The following is a 16,641-nucleotide window of genomic DNA, read 5'->3' on the forward strand; positions in this document are numbered from 1 at the left end:
GGAGCCTAGCCGATGACACACCCCGCATTTACCTCAGACTCTGTGGCCGTGATCACCGGGGGTGCTTCTGGCATTGGCCTCGCCGCCGCAGAGAAGTTCGCTAAGATGGGCATGCGCATTGTTATTGTTGATCAAGACACCGAGAAACTGGCTGCCGCGGCAAACATGGTATCCGCCGCCGGTGCGGCCGATGTGATGACGTCTGAGACAGATGTCAGTGATCGCGCTCAGTTAGAGGCGTTGGAACGGATGGTAGCAGACCGCTACGGCGGGGCAGACATCTTGATGAACAACGCTGGTGTCGGCGGCAAATCATCGACCATTGGGGACGCCACGGCTTGGGAGAAGATGCTGGGCGTGAACCTTTGGGGTCCGATCCATGGCACTCAGGTATTCGCGCCAAATATGATCGCGCGAAACAGACCAGGTGCAATAATCAATACAGGGTCAAAGCAAGGCATAACCACACCGCCGGGCAACCCTGCTTACAACGTCTCAAAGGCGGCTCTGAAAGCATTCACCGAGGCGCTATCACATGAGCTGAGAAACGGCCCCGGCCATCAGATCACAGCGCATCTCCTTGTGCCTGGCTTTGTTTATACTGGTATGATCTCCCTGCCTGAAAAACCTGCCTCCGCTTGGACCGCAGAGCAGACGGTCGACTTCTGTGTCGACAGCGTGAACCGCGGGGACTTTTACATCCTCTGCCCCGACAATGATGTCTCACGTGATGTCGATGAGAAACGCATTGCCTGGAGCGTGGGAGACGTCATCGAAAATCGCCCCCCACTAAGCCGATGGCATCCAGACTATAAGGAGGCTTTCGAGGCGTTTATGGCGAAGGCTGACTGATCTTCGTAACAGTCCACCACTCAGGACAAGTTAATGATTGAAGACCGTCCGCCGGCCCTACGGGTTAGGCGGTGCCTTTCAATTCGCGTTTAGTCTATCGTAAACAGCTCCTGTCTTTCAGCAACACCGCGCAATCTGTATTGCCCCAGGGAAACAAGGCTTGGAATGGAGTTTACTAAGTCGCCAGCCACCTTGTCGGAAACGACAATGTTCTGATCGAGCGCGTTGCACATGCCAAGAATACGGGACGTTGTATTGACTGCTGGGCCGACCACTGTGAAATCCAAGCGAGACCTACCGCCAATGTTGCCATAAAGAACATCGCCCGCGTGCAGCGCAAGAGTGAAACCGGTCGTTGGCAAATCATCCGCTTGTCGTTGTTGGTTGAGTTCGTCAAAGGTATCTCGCAACTCCGCTGCCGCGTGAATTGCGACGCTGCGCGCGTCCGGAACTTGATTGATATCGAAGATGGCAAGCATACCATCCCCCATGAATTTAAGAACATTCCCGCCATGGCGTTCGACTACATCAACAGCTTCCGCGAAGTAATCGTTCAGCAATTCAATGATTGAATGCCCCGGAAGCGCCTCTGACAATTTGGTAAATCCTTGTAGATCAAAGTACCAAATCACCGCCGAAATCGTTTCGGATGAACCCCGGGTGATGTCGCCGGAAAGAACGCGCCTACTGGCATCTTTGCCCAAGTAGGCGGCGGTTATGTCCTCAGCCATCAGCCGGTTTGCCCCACATTTCAGCGTCAGGCAAAGTGGAGATATCAGTTGACGCAAACCGTCAAGTTGCTGGCTTGTGAAGCCCCCGCTCGCGTCGGTTGCCAATGAAATAATGGCGCCTTCCTCGGCCTGCATTGGGTCAACAGGCGTAGCGTTATCTTGTATAAGGAAGAACCGTTTTACAGCGAAGTAATCTGTGGCACCGCGCTCGCGAAGTTCATCAAAGATTGGAAAGCTAAGCTCTGGTTCTTCTACTGTCAGATCTTGTCTGATCTCTTCAACGTTGTTTGCCAAAAGATAGTAAATCGGGCTCAAGATGTATTGTTCAGGCGCATCCGATCTTCGGACAAACTCCTCTCGCTCATTTCCCCCGTCCCTGTGCCAGCGGAAAGCGACCGTCCCAATCTCGGGATGATGAGCGCGCACAGTGATGTTCGCTCTCTGAAGCGGAATCCCTGCCGAAACAAGACGCTTGCAGAATGCTTCGAGCCAGATCTCCACCGGTGCATTCTCTAAGCCCTGTTGAACCAGCCAATCTGCTATGTCCTGGATGGCGGCGGTCAGTTCCCAGTTTTGGACTAAAGGAGCTGCCATGATGTCCTCTTTATGAGCATTCTGAACAGTTAGTTCTCAGTCTAATTCACTTCAAGGACACCTCAAATTCAATTCTCCGACTGCGCTCGCAGCCCTATACGGACATTCGTAACAAGGATTTGCAGCTCCTGCTTCGGACCAAAAATCGTCAGAAATTGATGGGAGGTGTCGTCACACTGGTTAGCGTCGCCGTTGCAAGCAGGATCAGGACAACGGCCAACATCTCCTTCGAAATCGACCGTCGAAGAACAATTGTCGCGCCACGCTTCTCAGCCCTGAGAGCCGGAACAAGTCTCAGCTTGTTCAGCGCCGCTAGGCCGAGAAGTGCGGAAACGATTACGACCTTGACCAAAAGTACCAATCCATAGGCCGTTCCGAACAAGGCAGCCATTGAGCCCGCAAGCAGCCATGCGAGTGCCGCGCCTACTACAATCAGGACGGCAACTCCGTAAGCAGCAACATTGCCAAAGTGGTGAAGTAGATCGGCCCCAGTTGGAGTGAGCGCCGCTTTGCGCAAAGGCAGGAGAGCGCCTACCCAAAACGCGGCAGCCAGCAGATGCAGAACCAGTAAGACTGCGAGAAGTGCCCTGGGCTCTCCGAGCGCGTGTCCCACTTGGGCAAAGGAAATCGCTATGGCAAGGCTGCCCACCAAAGCGATCCACTGCCCGACGCGCGGGAGCAGAATTGCCAATATCGCGAGTTCACCCACCGCTCGCCAAACCGCGGCGGTGCCAAGTGGACTGTCCCAGACAAAGCCAAGCATCATTGGGTCCGTCGCGCCTTCAAAGCCCATTCCGGATATCCGCGCCGCTCTAATGCCGAAACGTAGAGCAAGCACGGCAAGACCTACAATCGCTGCACCGACCGCAAGCTGCCTGGCAAGGCGTAGAACAGACTCTTCAGCGCGTTTGGCAAAGAGGAGCGTGAACAGGACACCTCCCATCGCCAGCAGCGCCGCGCCGTAGCCAAGTGCTTTCGCCAAAATGGCCAAGACGACAACACCGTCAATGGGGGCCAGTCCGGTCACTCAGCGACCGTGAAAGAGAAGCTGCCTTGCATCGGGTGACCGTCGGAGGCCATACCGCGCCAGTCGAAGCGGTAGCTTCCGGGTGCAAGCTCTTCCAACGGCACAGCCCGGAACTCCATAGCGGGGTCCATACCCGTTTCGCGTTGAATTTCGACGTCGCCATCGGGTGAGGTCAGCGTGACCGAGATGATACGCATCAGATCATCGAACCGCATGGAAAGCTCAGGCACGTCCGTGACTGTCGCGCCGTCAGCCGGCGTCGTTTCTTCGGACTTTGAATGCGCAGCCGCAAGCACAGGAACCATTGTTACGGCCAAACCGAAAAGAGTTTGTTTGATCATCTGAGTTTTCCTCTATTCGGATTGGGCATTCAGTTTGTCGTGATACTCACGAAGGTCATCGGGCCAGGTTGATTTAATAAATGATAGCACCGCTATGATCTCGTCATCGCTGAGCACACCTTCATAGGCCAGCATACCAGTTGCGGGCGCATTCTCCATCAGCCCAGCCAGGCCAAATTTGGTCAGGGTGAAAAGCGTTTCATCATCGTGGTGCCACGTATGACCTGTGGCGTCATGCGGCGGCGCAGGTAGCAAGCCATCCTCGCCGCGTATCCGCCAGTTTGGCTGTCCTCCCAGGCGCGCTCCGTGGCAGGCAGCACATTGGTCCGCGTAGATATCTTTGCCAGTGGCGACCAGTTCGGCGTCATCCGGCTTCAAAAGACCGACGGCTTCAGAGGCTTGGGCCAGAACGAACGCTACGGTGAAACCGGCGGGCCCAAGCCCACCGGTAACCAAGAGTGTTGTGCGCCCTACCATCAGGTGTCGAACGGCTGAGCTGTGCCCGCGCGGTAGTACACCGTTCCGGTCCCAGCCTCTCCCCCAAATGCAACGACGTCGTAGCGGGCCGATGGATCGTCGCCCATACCAGGAGAGCCCATTGGCATGCCAGGAACAGCTAGCCCTGTGATGTCAGGCCGATCCTTCAACACGGTTTCCAGTGCTTCAAACGGCACGTGGCCTTCAAAGACATAACCCTCGGCTTCTACGGTGTGACAGGATGCGAGGTTCAGCGGGATACCCCGCGCTGACTTCTGTGCCTCGGGGTCGGTCAGTTCCTCAACGGCGACGGCGTAGCCACGTGCGCGAGCCAAGTCGGCCCAGGCGTGACAACATCCGCAACCTGGTGCGCTGAGTACGTGCATTGGGGTGCCTGCACGGACGGGAAGAGCGGTCGCGATGAGGGCAGTTGCAGACAGTGTGGTGAAGTGACGACGTGTGATCATGTCTGTCGGTCCTTTGATGTGAAATTTGAACGGAATGCGGGCGAGCGCCCGTTGCCATTCAGGCTTTCGGAGGACCGGTGGGAACGCCCATTGCGAGGCCCGAAAAATCGGAATCAGCGTGAGTCACACCACCCTCTGAGATCGCCAATGGCGCAATCGGCGAAATCCCCGCCGTGGCGACAAGATCACTAAAACAGGATGCTGAACCCATGCCGCTCGTGGTATCGCAACAATCCGCAGCAGCTTTCTCGGCATCCGCCAACGGATCGTCGCCCGCCATTTGAGCATGATGACCAGAATGATCCGATCCATGGGTCAAGCCATGCTTCACGGACGCTGCGGATGCGCCAGAGAATGCAACAACAAGAAGTATCGACAGGACCAAGCGAAACATACCAAATACCTACTGGGGGTATGTGGTTTTGACAAGTTACGAGGATGGGGCGGCACATTCGATCCTAGTTGCACCCATTGTGGGTGCGCCACATCTCTGGATCATGCCCGTCCGGAACAGTGGAAAATAGATCACCTGAAATTCCGGTAAGACTGATTGATGACTGTTTTTCGCTTTAGTTAGCAACAGCAAGGTCAGCAGGTTGGCATTTAGCCCAGGATTTTGCCAGTGATGAAAGTGTACGAACTTTCTACCAGATCGATGACGACATCCAGCTCTTCTGGTGTGGTCGGAGTATAGATCATGACAAAGCCGCTCCACCCAGGACGTTGCTTGGCCCAAGGGTGTGCAACGGCCCAACCAGCCTCAATTGCCCGTCGCGCCATTGCCGGATGCAGCGACGCGTGCAAGCTGCCATCAGGATGCATATGCGCAAATTCAAACCCACCGACGATAGAGCTCGGTTGAGACAAAAACATGTCGGGATCAAGCTGAAAACCAATTGCGCCAGGTAGTGATATGCGTGTGGGGCCAAGTGTAACCCCTGGGAATTGAGCAACTCGCTCCAGCAATAGCTGGGCCAATTCGGCATCAATTTTGACACCAATCTGAGTATGCGGTACGCCGCTTGTCGTTTCAGGACGGGGTGAGGTGCGCTCCGGCAAGGGGCGCTCTTGTGCGGATGCCAACGGGCACGTCAATGCCACCGCCGTTGCAGCAACCGCCAATGCTCTCAGGATTTCATTCATCATGTTGACCATCCGCCAAAATCAAGGAATGAGCGTTCAGCGCAGTATCGGTGCCCTTGCACACATCATTCAGCCTTTAACGCTTCGATATTGATCAAGAGCTCTATCTCGTCGCTCACCGCTGGCGCAAATGCCCCAAGTCCGAATTCAGACCGCACGATGGTCGCCGTGGCTCCCAGGCCCAGGGTCGGCGTGCCCTCTTTTGGGCCAAACGGGTATGGAGCTGACTTGTTAAGCGTTGTTTCCAAAACGACAGGTTTGGTGATGCCATTCATGGTCAGGTCGCCAGAAATATTCGCGGTATTGTCCCCGGTGACTTCAATGCTGGTCGACGCGAATGTGACCACGTCACTGTCACTCGCGCTAAAAAAGTCATCGGACATGAAGTGTTGCAGACGGGCGTCCCAGCCCGTGATCATGGATTTTACAGGCATAGACACTGTGACAGACGACGCAGACGGATCATCTTCGTTGAACTCTATCTCGCCGCTAAAACCTGAGAACATTCCAAATGTTTCTGAGAACCCGATGTGGTCGTAGCTGAACAATACCTGGCTGTGTCCAGGATCCAGCTCGTAAGTGCCGCTCTCGGACAATGCGGTTGTCGCACCCATCGATAAGAGTACTGCCAGCGGGGTTGCTGCCACTTTGAACATTGATACGCTCCTATTTTGACAAGACGTGTTTGTGGAATTGAGTTTTGGGATTTAGGTTTTGGTCGACCATACTTTTAGGACAAAATGTTCTACTATGCAACAAAATGCTCTATAGGAGGAGTGATTGAAAGAAGATCCCAGGCTGATCGCCACACGACAGACTGCGCTTGATGCTGCGCAAAAGATACTGATGGATGAAGGCGTGCTGCACGTAACTCATGGCGCAGTTTCAAAGGCAACGGGCATTTCGCGCAGTACACTTTACAGGCACTGGCCAGATGCGCGAAGTCTGCGTGATGCAGCATTCCGGCGCATCGCAACACCGCCAAACATACCGCCCAAAACCGATGGCCCGCTACGATCTGACCTGCTCTGGTTACTCGGTGTACTGATGGGAGCCTTGAATGACACACCGTGGGGCCAAATCGCGCCTCAGGTGGTCGCTGCTGCGTCCACCGACGAAGAAGCAAGGTTAGTGATAACAGAATTCATGAAAGACAGGTTCGCGAGTGTTGAAGCAGTATTTGCAGCCGCAATAGACCGCGATGAGATCACCGCCGACGTTCCGGTCGACCAACTCATAGAACTAGCAGTCGCGGCACCTTATTTCCGCAAGCTCATACGTCACGAGGCGCTGGACGAAGAGTGGTTGGACAAACATGTCGATCTGCTTTGCAGTATCGCGAAAACCAATTCGGGACAGTGACCATCGACTGACTATGCAATCAAAACGGCCAATAAAAATAACAGTTTCCAAGATCGCAGTATGGCTACGTTCGCCGCTTGACATCAGCACGTCGCAGGGTCAATTCGATGCGCTCCTCACAACGTTGACGACTGCACCCTGATTTGTCGCTGCCGCTAATTCACAATGCAACATGAACACCTTTGGGTTCAGTGTCGCCCACGGCAATGTCGACTTTCGGGAACCGGCCAAACATTGCAATGTCCAGTATCCTCCTCGGATGCGCCTTTCGCTGACTTGCACATAAGTGACTTGAAGCAGCCCAAACTGAACCTTCTCACCCAAGCATTGCAATTTGGTAAACTCGCAACGAAGCGGCATTTAGACTATTTCCGCCCAAAAACCGCTTCCAAAACGCGATCCCCCAGACTGACTTGGTAATGTCAGGTTCAATGCGGGCGTCACGCGTACCAATGCTGCCCGATTAGTCCGTTGCGAAGCAATAAAACAGACCTGCCCCGCCTGAACGTGGCAGATGTTCCTCTCCGCAACCGCGCGAGCCGTGCGATGAGTTCCAGGACACCATGTTTCGGGCATCGTTGAGACCGATACGGTCATGATGCCCGACAATCGCAGATCCATCCTCGCTGTTCGAAGTCCAGTTACTGCATGTTGTGTCACCGCCTGCCGTAGAGAAGTAACCTGCGGAATCGGAGCCGGTCAGAATGTCATGTTTGTTCGGCTGGCTACCACGCCCATTGACGGGGTTACCGTTTTCGTCGAGCGCTGTCTGTAGACTAATGTTCACGCTGTCGCGGTGCAGTTCTTCAACATTGTTGGCGATGAGCTCTCCATTGGCATTGTGCCAGGGGCCCGATCCGATCCGGTCGCGTGCAGAAATGCCATTGGTGATCGTCATCGGATCGGTGCTGCGATCAATGGACATTGAAGTGCTCAGATAGGCCGCAAATGTTTTGGAAGAACCGGCCGCGGAAGCGAGTGCATTACAATGGGCATCGGCGCCTTCGAGGCCGCCTAGATTGGCACCGTCCCCCTTGCCCACACTAGTGATGAAAAACGACATCTCCTCGCTTGCCGATTGCGCCTGTGCCGCCGTTGCGAAACAGCAGATTACGAGTGCAGCAACCCCATGAACAGGTGTTCTTTTGGTGAACTTCCGCATGTGTTTCTCCCTTCGTGCTGTGTAATCACTGATGCTAGTCGTATGTAACAATCGGGTCCGCATGTATGACACTATGGTGCTGGTGCGATTCACTACAGCCGGTTGTGCAAGACCGACCCTCTGGCCCTAATCATTACTACCCTACTCCGGTCTTACGTGTTAAGTACGGTCGCTCACCTGTTCCCAGGATCATTTGCAACGAGTGACTGAGGGTCGTGACGGAATGACACAAAAAATCGCTCTTTGGTCCATTCCGATATCCATGGCGGTATTGGCACTAAAACTGTTGGCCTGGTGGCTAACCGGCTCGGTGGCTTTGTTGTCAGACGCAATGGAATCAACTGTGAATGTCGTTGCGGCGCTGCTGGCGTATCTCGCAGTTCGGGTTGCAAACAAGCCCCCTGATAAAAACCACCCCTTCGGTCACCATAAAGCTGAGTACCTTTCTGCCGTCGTCGAGGGCGCACTCATTGTGCTGGCAGCATTCTTGATCATCAGAGAAGCTGTACTGGCACTTCCAAACCCGCATCTTGAGGATGCGCCGCTTCTTGGAATCGTCGTGAATGTCATTGCAACGGGTGTGAATGGCGCATGGGCTTACCTATTGCTCAAAGTTGGCAGGCGCGAGGGTTCGCCTGCATTGGAGGCGAGCTCCCGGCACATTTTCACAGATGTCATGACCTCCGTTGGTGTCATCGCAGGTCTGACACTGGCGCTTGTCACCGGCTGGTTGATCCTCGACCCGATCCTGGCAATTCTTGTTGCGCTGAACATCTTGTGGGAGGGATGGAAAGTTATTCGGGCTTCAGTCGATGGTCTGATGGATGTGACACTGTCGGAGCATGACTTGCAGACCGTTTCTAAAGCAATCGAAGCAAACCTCGGCGCAGCCTTAGAATACCACGACCTCAAAGGGCGCAGGTCCGCAAATGTCATCTTCGTGGAGTTTCACCTTGTTGTGGACGGCACAATGCCAGTCAGCGCGGCGCATGATATATGCAATGACATCGAGGAAGAATTGGATCGTTTGTATCCGGGTTCCGTCTTTGTCATTCACCTCGAACCTGATGACGAGCTGAAGGGTGACGGGGTTAATTCCCACTAAACTGGTGAAATGGCTTAGCAAAACTCTATTAGTATGACTGATCTGACTAAGACGTTCGGCTTGAAATTCGTCAGACCTAAGCCCGATGTGGGAAAGCCGAACCAGAAGTATCCTGTCTTCAATGTCACGAAGCGTGATGATCAGAATTGGAGGCGAAAATGAAAATTCAAAGAAAGCTGGGTCAACCTCTTAGTACAGCGGCGTTGGCTTCGTTGATTGCGGCTACGCCTTATGTGCCAGCGTTTGATGCCGATGGTCGCCTACATTTTGAACCGTCCTATGCCTTTGCCAAAAGCGGCAAGGGGAAAGACGGGGATGGTCGCGACGATGATCGGGATGATGATCGTGACGACGACAGAGATGATGACCGCGACGACAACTCGGGGTCGGGTAATAGCGGCCGTGGTGGTGACCGGGACGATGATCGTGATGACGATAGAGACGATGATCGCGACGACGACCGAGATGATGATCGTGACGACAATTCAGGATCAGGCAAAAGTGGTCGCGACAATGATGACGACGATGACGACGATGACGACGATGACTCCAAACGCTCCAATAGAGGCAGCGGAAAGAAGGATCGGTCTCAAGCGGGGGGCAAACCGTCGGGTTCGGCTGGGATAACAAAGGTCGAGACAAACGCCAGCGGCATTGAAGTACGTTACGCCGACGGAACCAAGGAGGAGATCGAAAACGGGCGGTATGAGAGAAAGAATGCGCAGAACCGAACTGTTGAAGAGCGCCCCGCGACCGGTGCTGACGTCTCAAGGCTTCGGTCGTTGGCGAATGGTATCTCAATCGACAACGTGCGCTCTTCAGGGCAAGGCGGCGCTGCTGGAAGTCGACCCACGAAAATCGAACGCCAGGGCAACAATATCGAAGTGAACTATGCCAATGGGTGGAAAGAGGAGATCGAGTTCGGGCGCTACGAGTTGAAAGACCCGTACAACCGGACTGTTGTCGAGAGAAACGCAACGGCCTCTGATCGCCGTAGGTTACAGTCGGTTACCAACTGAACAGCAACACCAGTCGATAATCCGTTGGCGGCTTCTGATTTGAGAGAGGCCGCCATCGTCGTTAAAGAGACCGCTGTTAATCTCCCTTGTTCCAAACATCATGTGCAATAAGCGCGGCCTCTACCCGATTTCGCGCATGAAGCTTGGACAGGATTGCCGTCATGTAGTGCTTCACGGTCTTTTCCTGAAGGTCTAACTCGTCAGCGATTTCACGATTACTTAGTCCTTTGGCCACACGTCTGAGTATTTCTTCCTCACGATGCGTAAGGTCATCGAGAATGCTGCTGTTTATAGACATGCCGCTGTCAGCATTGATTTGCAGCAATACTCGCGAGGCCAAACCCGGAGAAACGAACCCTTCACCTGCGGCGATGCTGCGTAGGGAAGCGGTCAATTCGCTCGCGGTTACTCCTTTCACAATGTACCCAATCGCGCCCGCCTCCAAGGCGTCCGCGACATCGCTGCTGTTCTCTGAGACCGTCAAGATTGCAATGACGGGTGGATTTGCCATTGCCGCAATTTTACGTGCCGCATTTATTCCACCGCCGGGCATAGAAAGGTCAAGAATAGCTATGTCCGGCTGATGCGTGCCGACCAGCGATACTGCCTCTTCAGCGTTGGACCCAGCGGCCAAAACTTCGAAACCATCAGCTTCATCTAACGTGCGTTGCAAACCATCCCTAAATATCGGGTGATCATCAGCTATTACGACGGATGTAGTCATGATGTGCCTAACTTTCTGGGAAAGAGTGTCATAGCAATGGTGGTGCCTTCGCCCGGTCTCGATACGACTTCGAACTTGCCACCAATACTCTCGACCCGATCTCGCAAGCCCATAAGCCCCTGGCCACCATCGTCTCGCAACGCGGTTTCTTCTGACCTGTCAAATCCAGGTCCGTCGTCTTTGACCTTTACAACTATGCGGTCGTTCTTCGCCTCAGAGATAACCGTGCACTTGGAAGCTGGAGCATATCTTGCGGCATTGGAAAGCGTTTCCTGAAGGAACCGAAAAACGCACAGCTTGTCCGACAATGACAACTCTGGGGCCTGGCTACCTTGGAATGAAATATCTGGTCGCAACGGGCTGTGTTCGGCATGATCCTCTACGGCTCTCTTTACAACATCGACGAATGACAGGCTGTCGATATCTGGCGCGGACAGCCCTCGCGATATTGCACGAATCTCAGCAAGAGATTTTTGCAAAGACTGCTGAATTTCCTCTGCCTCTTTAGGCCTTTCGGATTCTTTGGAAAACGCCGCCTCCAGTCTAAGGGCGGCGAGCGACAAGTATTGCGCAGGACCATCATGTAGCTCGGCACCGAGTTTTTTGAGGAACCGATCTGTTTGCGTGGCATATCTTTCTGACGCCTCGACTACACGCGACCGCAGCAGGGCATTCTGCTCAGCCATCCTCTCACTTTCGGTCAGGCGTTGTTCAAGAAGAGACCCCTGTCGTCGAATAGTTTTGTCGCCAATAGCGACGATGGAATACAGTACAATAGTACTTGCCAGAAATGCGGAACCGACGACCAACCAACTTGTTCGCCTAGCCTTGGCTAAGTCCAACTCAAGCTGATCAGCTCTTTCGTAGAACTCCGCAACTGCGATGATTTCGCCGGACCAAAGTTCGCGGATGGGGCTGTAAACTTCAAGTAGTGGTATCCCCAATGCCGCCTCGGCGGCGCTCTCGGCGTGATCAAGCTCTTCGAAGGATCCGGAGATATCACCGTTCCACGCTCGCTTTAAGTCATCCGTTGGATTGAAACGGTTTCCAATGATGTCTGTATCCGAGGCATGCGCAATCACACCGCCTTGCTTCCAGAATTTGTAGGAGACGATGCGGTCACGCATTGGCTGGGCCATAAAAATCTCGTCCAACGCCAGGCTCGCCTGCTCAGAAAGACGGTCGCCATGTGCCAATTCCTGGCTGAGCGGGGATACTACGCTTTCCATATATAGAGCCGCGGAGTTGGCGGAGTTTTGCACGACTGCGTTCTGGATTCGATTAGACACCCACACCCCGACGATTGCGGTAGCAGTACCCATCACTAATATGCAGGCCGCAAAAAAGACTCGCGACAACGACAAATTGCCAATCGTCAGATCAGTTGCTTTCTCTCTCATCTTGAATTCGACTATGAACTACAATCTCTTACCGCACCACAGACCTTGGTCTGACGTGATCTGGATAAATCTAAGATCCTCAGCATCCGCCCAGTGGCCAGAGTCAGATATCATCCTTCGTTCTCAGTCTTTACAGCATCGGGTATTGAACGTTTCCGCTGTCACAATTGGTCATAAGCTCATTCAAGGCGTGCCCCAGGCGACTGAGCTCATCAATCTTGCTTCTAACGCTGGCAATGTGTGTCTCGACCAGATTTTTCACTGATCAGCGGTCTTCAACACTTCCTTCTGACCGCTCCAAAAGCGGCTTAGCGTCGGATAGAGGAAACACCAGGTTGCGGAATTTCTTCAAAAAATCGAAGCATTCCCACATCGCTTGCTGAATAAAGGCGACAAGTGTTCAGAGCTGGTATGGGTCTTGGTACGATACCTTCGCGTTCGAAGTAGCGAAGGGTTTCTATGCAGACCCCGCATTTACGTGGCAACCATCTCGACTTCCTTACGCTCCGAAGACCGAAGCAAGGCGAGTTTGTCCCCGGCTGCGAGGGAGGCGATCTCAAGCTCAATTGTATCTTGCCCGTCCACGACCGTTGGAACTTGCCGCAGAGCATTCGCACCCTCAACGAATTCGAGAGGTTGGAAGACCTCTACACCCGCGCCCTTTTCGGTAACGTCGAAAATCAGACGCCCGGCAGATTGCGACAAGTCAATTTTGACGGTCGAAGCTTCTACTTCGCAAGCTCCGACGTTTGTCAGAACAAAACGGTCTTTGGGTGCGCCTTCTATAAAGCGAATTTGTACACCAGCCTGAAGCGAAGTGGCTGCAAATAGTCCAAGGGTCGCCGCAAGAATACTCTTCGGGAGCATATTTATCTCCTTCCTTATTGGTTCTTGATAGATACGCTTCGGCGGATTTCTTGGATCAGACTTATGCCCTTTGACTATGGTGGTTTAGCCGATAGGGCCTTTCGAAGTTCCATGCAACGCTGTCAAAACGGTTAAGTCAAAACATGCCGTTTTCATTCTCGCTGTTTGCCGGAACCTCCTGAAGAACGTCCCAGTGCTCGACAACCTTCCCATCGACATTCAGGCGAAAAATATCGATCCCTGCGTACTCGAGACCATCGGGCCAGATTTGATGGCAATGCAGAATAACGTGATCGTCTTCAGCAAAGGCACGTTTGATGTCCACGCGCTTTCCCGGGTACTCGGCGGCCATGCGCTCGAAGTACTCGACAAAAGCTTGCTTGCCGTCGCCAACGTGCGGGTTGTGCTGGGTATAGGTTTCACCAACAAAGGTCGCTATGGCCTTGGCAGGTCGACACTCGTTGAACATCATTTCGTAGAAAGCGATGACGTTTTTCTTGTTTGTTTCGAGGTCCGGCATGCTGATCTCCAAAGCGACGTTTGCACCTCCCAAAAATGTTGGCCACGTCATTCTTGGAAGCAACCCCGGCAAGGATCTCGTCTACTATTCGGCAAGAGCTTGATTTTGCGTTCCAACTATTTCGAAGGCTAACCACTTACTCGGTTTCTTCGAAGTCTATATGAATATGATTTCCATCAGGATCCGCCACGTGAATTTGGACCATTCGAGCACCCGGGACGTCGGTTTTTCGGTACTGGATCTGACATGAGGTCAGTTTTTCTTCGAATGCGCTCAACCCTGTGGCTGAGAGCGCAAAATGCTCGAGCTTGAGCTTCACTTCGGAGCCAACGTTTGGCGTGCCTTCGTGACCCACAAGGTGAACCACGGCGTGATCACCCGCATACAACCACGCTCCGGGAAACGGAAAATCAGGGCGGGCCCCAGGTTTCAAACCCAGGACCTCTTCATACCAAGTAGCCATTTCAGACAACTTAGTTGTTACGATATTCACATGATCCAGCCGCTCAATTCTCATCTAAAAACCCTCAAGCACAAGCTTACCTTTGGCCTTGCCGCTTTCGAGGATAGCATGTGCTTTCATTAAGTTTGCAGCATTGATTGAACCAAGCGTTTCGGTTGCCGTAGATCTGATCTTTCCATCGTCTATCATCCCGGCGACCTGATTCAGGATTTCGCTTTGACGGTTCATATCTCCAGTCCCAAAAAGCGACCGAGTGTACATGAACTCCCAATGCAATGAGATCGATTTGGGTTTGAATGGCGCGATGTCAAAGGTCTCAGGATCATCGATCAACCCAAAGCGACCTTGAGGTGTCATCACCTCTCCGGCTTGAGACGCATAAAGCTGGGAATGGTTCGTTGAATAGATGAAATCCACGCTTTCCATACCGAGAGCCTCGAGTTGCGGTCCCAGAGGTTTAGCATGGTTGATGACATGGTGCGCGCCCAACTCTCGAACCCAGTCTTGTGTCTCGGGTCGAGAAGCAGTGGCAATCACTGTCAAATCAGTGAGAGCTCGAGCCAATTGAATTGTGATTGACCCGACACCGCCTGCGCCACCCATGATCAGCAACGTATTGGTCCCGCCGGAAACGGCATCCTGAACTCGTAAGCGGTCGAACAGCATCTCATAAGCAGTTAGCGTCGTAAGCGGCATCGCCGCAGCCGCTGTCGCTGGTATGGATTTTGGCGCTGATCCGGCGATACGTTCATCTACCAGATGAAACTCGGCATTGGTTCCGGGCCGATTGATCGCTCCGGCATACCAAACAGTGTCTCCAACATTGAAGGCCTTAACCGCCTCGCCAACAGCTTCGACGATCCCTACTGCGTCCCACCCTAGAATATCGGGAGCCGGACCTTCAGGAGCGCGTTTTTGCCGAATTTTCGTATCGACTGGATTTACTGACACGGCTTGCACCTTGACCAACAAGTCTTGCCCCTTTGGCGTCGGTTTGTCGGCCTCAAAGTCGATTAAGGCGTCCGCCCGATCAATAGGCCCTGTCTCATTGTATCCAACGGCTTTCATAACGTGCTCCTTTGTCCGGTTCTGTATCAACCGATGACTGTCATTTCATTCAGCGTGAATTCTGCAACGGCGCCCTCTGTTGCTTCCAAGTAAGCCGCAAGGTGCTGAGCACCCATGTGGGTTTGCCAAAGCTCCCGGCTTTCCCAATTTTCGTAGAACACGAAATGAGCGGGGTTGTCGTTGTCCTGGTGCAGGTCGTAGTTAATGCAACCCTCTTCGGCACGGGTTATGTCGATGAGCTTGATCAGCTCACCCTTTACGAGGTCGATCTTGTCGGGGTTGGCTTTGATGTTGGCGACGATTGTCAGCTTGGCCATTGGAATAGGTCCCTTGTGTTCTTGAGCGATGCGCAAGATTTACGCCGCAGTTCTTTCGGGATAAACAGGGCAAGATCGAACATATAATCCGGAAATTCCGTTTAATGCTTTTAGACAATCTTCGCTTGTTTCTGACCATAGCCGAGAAAGGCAGTCTTGTGGCCGCAGCGCGTGAGACAGGGTTGTCGAGTACGACAGTGTCCGAACGGCTCGCGGCTCTGGAGGCACATTACGGTGTGGTTTTGTTCAACCGTACCACCCGTTCTATCAGCTTGACCGAAGAAGGTCGGACACTCGCTGATGGAGCAAGAAACGTTCTCAGTGAAGTTGCGGACCTGGACACACTTGTTCGGCACGGCGCCGAAACTCTGTCTGGTCCAATTCGCATAAGCGCGCCCATTGACTTGGGACGGAGCTTTGTTTCCGAGGTTATTGCCGAATTCACCGAAAAGAACCCTGCCGTCTCAATCGAACTGTCCCTCTCGGACGGTTATGTCGACCTTGTAGGCCAAGGTTTCGACCTCGCCGTTCGCTTCGGCAACATTACGGACAGCTCACTCAGGTTGAGAAATCTGGGAAGCTACCAACGTTTCGTTTGTGCGTCCCCAAGTTACCTGGCCTCATTCGGAACGCCTAAAAAACCAGAAGATCTATTAAACCACAACTGCTTGGTGATGAGGTTTGGCGACATGGTCGACAACGTTTGGGAGTTTGGATCAGGACCAAATGCCCAGCGCGTATCGGTAAAGGGAAATCGAATTGTCAATGATGGTTCACTCATCCGCGATTGGGCGATTGCAGGCCATGGGGTCGTCTTGAAGTCCGAACTGGATGTCGGCGACGATGTTCAATCTGGCAGACTTGTTTCTGTCTTGCGCGACTTCCTCCCACCGCCGAAACCTTTGCAAATGATGTTTCCACCGAGCCGGGCCCAACCACGTCGCATAACAGCCTTAGCTGAGCATTTGCGTAGCAAATTTGGTGTGAGTTGAGGCCGCAGGG

Annotated in this window: 22 protein-coding genes; 5 read left to right on the forward strand and 17 right to left on the reverse strand. The window is 53.4% G+C overall.

Going from position 1 to position 16,641, the window contains the following annotated elements; translation table 11 throughout:
- Window positions 1–12 precede the first annotated feature (12 nt).
- Entirely contained in the window at window positions 13–852 is an 840-nt protein-coding gene (locus ACR0B3_RS05955) for an SDR family NAD(P)-dependent oxidoreductase (protein ID WP_480808260.1), read from the forward strand.
- Between the two features lie 89 nt (window positions 853–941).
- Here the strand turns inward: ACR0B3_RS05955 and ACR0B3_RS05960 are convergent, their stop codons facing one another.
- The 8 genes from ACR0B3_RS05960 to ACR0B3_RS05995 form a co-directional block, all read right to left on the reverse strand.
- Window positions 942–2,177 carry an adenylate/guanylate cyclase domain-containing protein gene (locus ACR0B3_RS05960; RefSeq protein WP_480808261.1) on the reverse strand — a complete coding sequence of 412 codons (1,236 nt, stop codon included), beginning with the start codon at window positions 2,175–2,177 and terminating at the stop codon, window positions 942–944.
- 148 nt (window positions 2,178–2,325) lie between these two features.
- Window positions 2,326–3,204: a CopD family protein gene (locus tag ACR0B3_RS05965; RefSeq protein WP_480808262.1), complete on the reverse strand. Its 879-nt coding sequence runs from the start codon at window positions 3,202–3,204 to the stop codon at window positions 2,326–2,328.
- Complete coding sequence (locus tag ACR0B3_RS05970) at window positions 3,201–3,545, reverse strand: copper resistance CopC family protein (protein WP_480808263.1); 345 nt, start codon at window positions 3,543–3,545, stop codon at window positions 3,201–3,203. Before ACR0B3_RS05970 ends, ACR0B3_RS05965 begins: the two co-directional genes overlap by 4 nt.
- A 12-nt stretch (window positions 3,546–3,557) precedes the next feature.
- Window positions 3,558–4,022 (reverse strand): c-type cytochrome, encoded by a 465-nt coding sequence (locus ACR0B3_RS05975; RefSeq protein ID WP_480808264.1) that lies wholly within the window; start codon window positions 4,020–4,022, stop codon window positions 3,558–3,560.
- Complete coding sequence (locus ACR0B3_RS05980; RefSeq protein WP_480808265.1) at window positions 4,022–4,489, reverse strand: DUF411 domain-containing protein; 468 nt, start codon at window positions 4,487–4,489, stop codon at window positions 4,022–4,024. Before ACR0B3_RS05980 ends, ACR0B3_RS05975 begins: the two co-directional genes overlap by 1 nt.
- A 58-nt stretch (window positions 4,490–4,547) precedes the next feature.
- On the reverse strand, window positions 4,548–4,883 hold the full coding sequence (locus ACR0B3_RS05985; RefSeq protein WP_480808266.1) for a hypothetical protein: 336 nt from the start codon (window positions 4,881–4,883) through the stop codon (window positions 4,548–4,550).
- 209 nt (window positions 4,884–5,092) lie between these two features.
- Window positions 5,093–5,635 (reverse strand): luciferase domain-containing protein, encoded by a 543-nt coding sequence (locus ACR0B3_RS05990; protein WP_480808267.1) that lies wholly within the window; start codon window positions 5,633–5,635, stop codon window positions 5,093–5,095.
- A 62-nt stretch (window positions 5,636–5,697) separates the two neighbouring features.
- Window positions 5,698–6,288: a YceI family protein gene (locus ACR0B3_RS05995; protein ID WP_480808268.1), complete on the reverse strand. Its 591-nt coding sequence runs from the start codon at window positions 6,286–6,288 to the stop codon at window positions 5,698–5,700.
- Window positions 6,289–6,412: 124 nt separating this feature from the next.
- Here ACR0B3_RS05995 and ACR0B3_RS06000 point away from each other — a divergent pair, with 124 nt between their 5' ends.
- Window positions 6,413–6,994 (forward strand): TetR/AcrR family transcriptional regulator, encoded by a 582-nt coding sequence (locus tag ACR0B3_RS06000; protein ID WP_480808269.1) that lies wholly within the window; start codon window positions 6,413–6,415, stop codon window positions 6,992–6,994.
- 463 nt (window positions 6,995–7,457) lie between these two features.
- Here the strand turns inward: ACR0B3_RS06000 and ACR0B3_RS06005 are convergent, their stop codons facing one another.
- Window positions 7,458–8,156, reverse strand: coding sequence for a hypothetical protein (locus tag ACR0B3_RS06005; RefSeq protein WP_480808270.1), 699 nt, complete (start codon window positions 8,154–8,156; stop codon window positions 7,458–7,460).
- A 223-nt stretch (window positions 8,157–8,379) separates the two neighbouring features.
- Here ACR0B3_RS06005 and ACR0B3_RS06010 point away from each other — a divergent pair, with 223 nt between their 5' ends.
- Window positions 8,380–9,261, forward strand: a complete 882-nt coding sequence (locus tag ACR0B3_RS06010; RefSeq protein WP_480808271.1) for a cation diffusion facilitator family transporter — start codon at window positions 8,380–8,382, stop codon at window positions 9,259–9,261.
- A 158-nt stretch (window positions 9,262–9,419) separates the two neighbouring features.
- Window positions 9,420–10,280, forward strand: a complete 861-nt coding sequence (locus tag ACR0B3_RS06015; protein WP_480808272.1) for a hypothetical protein — start codon at window positions 9,420–9,422, stop codon at window positions 10,278–10,280.
- Between the two features lie 76 nt (window positions 10,281–10,356).
- On the opposite strand, the gene ACR0B3_RS06020 is transcribed toward ACR0B3_RS06015, so the two are convergent.
- The 8 genes from ACR0B3_RS06020 to ACR0B3_RS06055 form a co-directional block, all read right to left on the reverse strand.
- The gene (locus ACR0B3_RS06020; protein ID WP_480808273.1) at window positions 10,357–11,004 is read right to left on the reverse strand and encodes a response regulator; all 648 of its coding nucleotides are present in this window, start codon (window positions 11,002–11,004) and stop codon (window positions 10,357–10,359) included.
- On the reverse strand, window positions 11,001–12,404 hold the full coding sequence (locus ACR0B3_RS06025) for a sensor histidine kinase (RefSeq protein WP_480808274.1): 1,404 nt from the start codon (window positions 12,402–12,404) through the stop codon (window positions 11,001–11,003). The genes ACR0B3_RS06020 and ACR0B3_RS06025 overlap by 4 nt, the downstream gene beginning before the upstream one ends.
- Window positions 12,405–12,712: 308 nt before the next feature.
- A complete protein-coding gene (locus tag ACR0B3_RS06030; protein WP_480808449.1) occupies window positions 12,713–12,970 on the reverse strand; it encodes a MerR family transcriptional regulator in 258 nt (85 codons plus the stop codon).
- Window positions 12,879–13,271 carry a hypothetical protein gene (locus tag ACR0B3_RS06035; protein ID WP_480808453.1) on the reverse strand — a complete coding sequence of 131 codons (393 nt, stop codon included), beginning with the start codon at window positions 13,269–13,271 and terminating at the stop codon, window positions 12,879–12,881. Before ACR0B3_RS06035 ends, ACR0B3_RS06030 begins: the two co-directional genes overlap by 92 nt.
- 136 nt (window positions 13,272–13,407) lie before the next feature.
- On the reverse strand, window positions 13,408–13,791 hold the full coding sequence (locus ACR0B3_RS06040; protein WP_480808275.1) for a nuclear transport factor 2 family protein: 384 nt from the start codon (window positions 13,789–13,791) through the stop codon (window positions 13,408–13,410).
- Window positions 13,792–13,927: 136 nt separating this feature from the next.
- Entirely contained in the window at window positions 13,928–14,308 is a 381-nt protein-coding gene (locus tag ACR0B3_RS06045) for a VOC family protein (RefSeq protein ID WP_480808276.1), read from the reverse strand.
- Complete coding sequence (locus ACR0B3_RS06050) at window positions 14,309–15,322, reverse strand: zinc-binding alcohol dehydrogenase family protein (protein WP_480808277.1); 1,014 nt, start codon at window positions 15,320–15,322, stop codon at window positions 14,309–14,311.
- A 26-nt stretch (window positions 15,323–15,348) separates the two neighbouring features.
- Window positions 15,349–15,639: a putative quinol monooxygenase gene (locus tag ACR0B3_RS06055; protein WP_170682726.1), complete on the reverse strand. Its 291-nt coding sequence runs from the start codon at window positions 15,637–15,639 to the stop codon at window positions 15,349–15,351.
- A gap of 104 nt (window positions 15,640–15,743) precedes the next feature.
- Here ACR0B3_RS06055 and ACR0B3_RS06060 point away from each other — a divergent pair, with 104 nt between their 5' ends.
- Window positions 15,744–16,631, forward strand: coding sequence for a LysR family transcriptional regulator (locus tag ACR0B3_RS06060; RefSeq protein WP_480808278.1), 888 nt, complete (start codon window positions 15,744–15,746; stop codon window positions 16,629–16,631).
- Window positions 16,632–16,641 lie beyond the last annotated feature (10 nt).

The organism is Ruegeria sp. CE9 (genome assembly GCF_056537425.1).